This is a genomic window from Pseudomonadota bacterium (assembly GCA_022361155.1).
GTDB lineage: Bacteria > Myxococcota_A > Polyangia > Polyangiales > JAKSBK01 > JAKSBK01.
On sequence record JAKSBK010000529.1, the window covers coordinates 1 to 3831 of the forward strand.

Here is a 3831-nt window from a genome sequence, read left to right on the forward strand (position 1 = left end):
CCGGCGCCGGCCAGAGCACAACCCTGGGGATCCTGGGCGCATTCGTGGTCGGCCAGCTCTACCTCTGGTTTCGATTTGCGGGGCGACTCGTCTTCCTGGGGTCGGCCACGGCCCTCTATGGCCGGATGTGCGGGAAGACAGCGCCGCTAGGAGAAGCCGAGGGCCTCTCCGGATCGTAGGGACGGGAGCCAGGCTACGGCTCCGCTTGTGTAGGGCGCGAACGATTCCGGGCTTGCAGGGCGTGGACCGGAGCCGCTAGAAGGGGGCGAGGTAACTATGCAGCCAGCGTTCAAGCCGGCCGGCGCCTGGACGGCGCTCGCCACGCCGTTTGACTCCGATGGGAGATTCGATGCCGGCGCCTACACGCGCCTGCTCGAGTTTCAGTTAACAGAGGGCGTGCAGGGCTTGGTTCCCTGCGGAACCACCGGCGAGTCGCCAACCCTGCGTTGGGAGGAGCACGGAGCAGCGGTCGCGCTGGCCGTGCGGTTGGCGCAGGGCCGAGCCGGAGTCCTGGCCGGCGCGGGTTCCAACTGCACCCGAGAAGCCATCGACGGGACCCGCGATGCCTGGTCACGCGGGGCGAGCGCTGTGCTGCTCGTCGATTGCTACTACAACGGGCCGAGCTCTCTGGAATTGCGCACCGAGTACTACGAGCGCGTCCTGGAGGCGGTTCCGGAGGTTGCCCTGGTCCCCTATGTGATTCCCGGGCGGACGGGTTGTGCGTTGTCTCCAGAGGACCTCGCGATGCTGCACGGGGCCACGCCTGATCGGGTCCCCGCGGTGAAGTCGGCGAGCGGCGATATGCTGCGGTTCAGGCGGGAGCGAGAGCTGGCGGGGCCCGGCCTCAACATCTTGTCGGGCGACGATGACCTGACGCTGGGTATGATGCAGGACCCCCTGATCGACGCGGCAGGCGTCATTAGCGTGATGTCGAACATCGCGCCGCGCGCTGTCGCTGAAATGTGTGCGGCCCAGCGCGAGGGAAGGACCACTCGTGCCGCCGAGCTCGCCGAAGCGCTGGCCCCGCTGTTTGCCATCGGGACATGCAGCGTCGAGAGCGTGCGTGCGTTGCCGGGTGGACGGCAGGTCAACATCACCGATCGGTTTCGAAACCCGGTTCCGGTCAAGACCATGATGGCGGGGCTCGGCATGCTCTCGCCAAGCTTCCGGGCACCGCTCGGAAAGATGACCGCGAGCGGGGTCGAGCGCTGCCGGCGTACGCTGCGCGAGGTCTTCACGAACAACCCGCAGGTGCTGACCCCTATTGAAGAAGCGTTCGAGGTTTCCGTCGCCGCTCGACTCGGTGATGACGGCGTCTGGTCTGCGCTGGCGCGCTAGCCCGCATCCGTCACCAACTTCGAGCCCGCCAAGTACAAGCCCGCATCGGTCACCAGCCTCCGGCCCAATCGCCCGATCCGCCCGCCCTAGCGGCCGCGTCCTCGTCTCGGCATCCTCAACATAGTGTCTACTATGCCTCCGGTCCCTCGACTGCGGATCGGCCGCTATCGCATGCGCCTCGGACGATTCGCCTCGAAGTTGGTGACCGATGCGGGCAAAGGCTGCGCTGCGTGACGGAATCTGATAAGCCGCACCGAGTGGGCGCTCGGTCACTTCACTCCCGGCCCGATTCGCGGAGCGGGCGAAGCCCAGCCGCCTTCGGCGTTTGGTTGCTGGGCGCGTACCTGCTCGCGGGGGCAGGCTGCGATCGTGCCGGTTCTGATTCCCGCGACCCTGCGCCGCCGCCACCCGTCGCAGCTTCTGCGCCGCCGCCACCGCCGGTCCCGACTCCTCCTTCCGTGCCTGCAGCGCCGCCCCCGTTGCCCGCTGAGCAACGCCTAGCGGCCACGGCCGGCGTGAGGCACCCCGCGCTGGCTGCGCTCTTGGTGGAACACTGGGACTGGAAACTGCGCGAAGCGCCTGTTTGGGCCACGACGCTGGGCGACCACCGGTTCGACGAGGAACTGCGTAAGCACGCGCTTCGCGATATCGAGCGCCGGCGGCGTGACCGCCGCAGATTCTTGGCCGGCGCGAAGCCGCTGTGGGAGCAGCTCGCCGAGGGCAGCAGCGATCGCACGACGCTCGCGCTTCTGATCGAGCTGCTGCAAAAGGAGGTACGGGCCGAGGTCTGCCAGGCCCATCGTTGGACCGTGTCGGCGTTCGACAACCCTTTGAAGCGCTTCGGCATGCTGTCGGAGCAACACAAGCTGACGAGCTTTGAGCGCGCCGCGACCCTGCTAGCGCGCTACCGCAAGATTCCCACGTCGATCGAAAGCACGATCGCCAACCTGCGCGACGGCCTGAATGATGGACTGGTGGCGAACGCCGAGTCGGTCGCTCGTACGATCAAGATGTTCGACGCTGAGCTGAACAAGCCGCTTGCCGAGTGGGCGTTGCTCGCGCCTCTCAAGAGGCTTGACACATTGACGTCGTGGGACGCGCAGGAGCGCGCGCGCTGGGCCGAGCACTTGCAGCAGGTGGTGCGCGACGAGATTCGCCCGGCGCTGGAGCGCTATCGCAAGATGCTCAGCGAGGAAGTGACTCCCGAGGCACGTCCGCGAGGTAAGGCCGGTGTCGGGGCGCTACCGCAGGGTGCCGACTGCTATCGCGCGAGGATCCACAGCTACACGGACTTGTCGAGGACTGCTGAGGAGCTCCATCGGCTGGGCAAGAAGGAGAACGCGCGCATCGGCAAGGCGATGAGGCGGCTCGGTGCGAAGCTGTTTCGAACGCGTTCGCTCAAACGCATCCTCGAGCGCCTACGGACAGACAAGGAGCTGTACTTCAAGGAGCCCGAGGACATCGTCGCTGCAGCGCGCAGCGCGCTCGCAAGGGCCAACGGCGCGCTGCCGCGTTACTTCGGTTTGCTGCCAAAGACTCCGTGCGAAGTGCGGCCCGTGCCCGCTTACGAGGCACCCTACTCGACGATCGCATACTACCAGCCGCCTCACCTGGACGGGTCCAAGCCAGGTGAATACTTCATAAACACCTACAAACCCGAGGTGCGCCCTCGTTTCGAGATGCAGGTGCTCGCCTACCACGAAGCAGTGCCGGGCCACCACCTGCAGATCGCGTTGGGTCAGGAATTGGGGCAGCTTCCGGCGTTCCGGCGCCTTTTGGGCAGCACGGCGTTCGTGGAGGGTTGGGCCCTGTACACCGAGCGCCTGGCCGACGAGATGGGACTGTACAGCGGTGACCTCGACCGCATGGGCCAGCTCAGCTACGCGGCCTGGCGCGCGTCCCGGCTGGTGGTGGATACGGGACTGCATGCCATGGGCTGGACTCGCGCCCGGGCCGAGCGCTACATGTATGAGCATACCGCGCTCACCGAAAGCAATATTAGCAACGAGGTGGATCGCTACCTGGCGTGGCCAGGGCAGGCGCTCGCGTACAAGGTTGGCGAGCTCGAGATCATGGCGTTGCGAAAACAGGCCCGCCGTTCGCTTGGCGGACGCTTCGACATCAAGGCGTTTCACGACGTGGTGCTTGGCGGGGGTGCAGTCTCCCTGGGCGTCCTGCGCAGTCAGGTCGAGCGCTGGATCGCAGGCGAGAGGGCAAAGGCCGGCGTGCGGGGTCGTGTTCGCAGCGCGGCATCCAGGTCAGAGTCAAAGCCGCGCTAGGACGCCTATGGCGCCTGCCGGCCGTAGTTGCTTTTTGGGGAAGGCGATTCGGCGAGACGCGGGTCAGGTCGCGGTCGCGTCATGAAGACGCAGTGTCTCGAAAGACGGATCGGGGACCGTGAAGTCCTCTGCCGCGAGCTCGCAGCCTGGGAACGCACCCGCAACCGTCAGGGCGCCCGCATCGAGTGGCTCTTTACTGTCGACAAGGCGCGCA

General features: G+C 66.5%; 2 protein-coding genes and 1 pseudogene. All 3 read left to right on the plus strand.

What is annotated here, in order from left to right; genetic code table 11:
- The first annotated feature begins 276 nt into the window (after positions 1-276).
- The 3 genes and pseudogenes from MJD61_19800 (at position 277) to MJD61_19810 (ending at position 3831) form a co-directional block, all read left to right on the plus strand.
- Complete coding sequence (locus MJD61_19800; protein MCG8557508.1) at positions 277-1338, plus strand: dihydrodipicolinate synthase family protein; 1062 nt, start codon at positions 277-279, stop codon at positions 1336-1338.
- Between the two features lie 479 nt (positions 1339-1817).
- Positions 1818-3617 carry a DUF885 domain-containing protein gene (locus MJD61_19805; protein MCG8557509.1) on the plus strand — a complete coding sequence of 600 codons (1800 nt, stop codon included), beginning with the start codon at positions 1818-1820 and terminating at the stop codon, positions 3615-3617.
- 78 nt (positions 3618-3695) lie between these two features.
- Positions 3696-3831: pseudogene (locus tag MJD61_19810) on the plus strand (IS630 family transposase).

Excerpts from the sequence above, each read along its gene's own strand:
- MJD61_19800 (MCG8557508.1), top strand. The coding sequence starts at position 277 with ATGCAGCCAGCGTTCAAGCCGGCCGGCGCCTGGACGGCGCTCGCCACG.